Genomic DNA, 1,426 nt, shown 5'->3' on the forward strand with positions numbered 1-1,426 from the left:
TGCTGCCAGTCCGGAGCTAGCCAGTCTCGGCATGTAATCCTTGATTTACAGGGAAATAACAGGGAAATCGGTGACTTTTGGGCCTTTCGGGGCTCAAATTCGGGATTTTGATCGCTGGGAGCCGTTCGATAACAACAGCTTGCGGGTCATTTCCCTGTTCATTGCGGAACAGGGAAATGACAGAACCGGAACAGAGAACAGTGTGGGTCAGAACAGGGAATGATGCTGCACGGAACAGCGATGGCAGCCCCAAGCGCGCGACAGCGTCTTCTGTGACGCGGGAGCCACATATCGTGTGCGCCTGTGTGTGGACCACAACATTTGTCTTGATCGGGGCCGAGAACGGTGCTTTTTAGATGTTGGCTTATTCCGCCCTTTGTGTGCGGTTCGGCACCGATGAGACTTCCCGTGAGTGCGGCACCCGATAAGACGAGGTGCCACCGAACGGAAAACGATGATGTAATCTTCCGAGGCCGATAGCCCTAATGCGGTTGGCCCGCTGTTAATAAATTGATGTTGATGTGCTGATTGGTGTGCCGGGCCGTTCAGGTCCTGCCGCCAGCGTGCATCCTTAAAGTCCGTTATCGGCTGGCCCGTTGGCGGCAAATTCCCTCTCAAAAGTCGTGCCCGCGTGGCGCGTCTTCCCCCTTGTCGCGATCCCATCGTCGGATTGCTCTGCTCTGAGGATTTTGCAGTATGACAACGTACATCGAACAGATCGCCATTGGCGCGCTTCGCCCTTGGGCCCGTACTGCGCGGACCCACTCAAAGAAGCAGATCAGGCAGATTGCGGACAGCATCGAAACCTTCGGGTTTACGAACCCGGCGCTGATCGACGGATCCATGTCTATTCTGGCCGGACATGGCCGGGTGGCGGCTGCCAGGCTGCTTGGTATGCCCACTGTGCCCTGTCTGCGGATCGAGCACATGACGCCTGCGCAAAAACGGGCGTATGTGATTGCGGACAACAAGCTGGCGCTGAATGCCGGCTGGGATGATGAGATATTGGCGCAGGAACTTGAGGCATTGCTTGCGACGGACGATCTTGGCTTCGATATCGGGACGATTGGCTTCTCGACGCCGGAGATCGACGTGCTGATCGAAAGGCTGACACCGCAAGAGCCGGGAGATCCTGAAGACGACGTTTTGCCTCACGCAACGGCCCGACGCTGCAGGGTTGGAGATGTCTGGCAGTTGGGCTCACACCGGTTGATCTGTGGCGACGCGCTCGACCCGTCCGTGGCGGCTTTGCTCATGGGAAGCGAGAAGGCACGCATGGTCTTTTGCGATCCGCCCTACAACGTGAAGATCGATGGCCACGTCGGCAACGCGGGCAAGACCAAGCACCGCGAGTTTGCCATGGCATCAGGCGAGATGACGCCCGCGGCCTTCACGGCGTTCCTGTCTTCGGCGTTTCAAAACCTGG

General features: G+C 57.8%; 1 protein-coding gene. It reads left to right on the forward strand.

All coding sequences use genetic code 11. From position 1 onward, the window contains the following. Window positions 1-696: 696 nt before the first annotated feature. Window positions 697-1,426, forward strand: a 730-nt coding sequence (locus ACOI1H_RS25540; protein ID WP_422441127.1) for a ParB N-terminal domain-containing protein, incomplete at its 3' end; no start/stop codon positions are given.

This window comes from Loktanella sp. DJP18 (assembly GCF_049310965.1).
In the GTDB taxonomy this organism is placed as follows: Bacteria; Pseudomonadota; Alphaproteobacteria; order Rhodobacterales; family Rhodobacteraceae; genus Loktanella.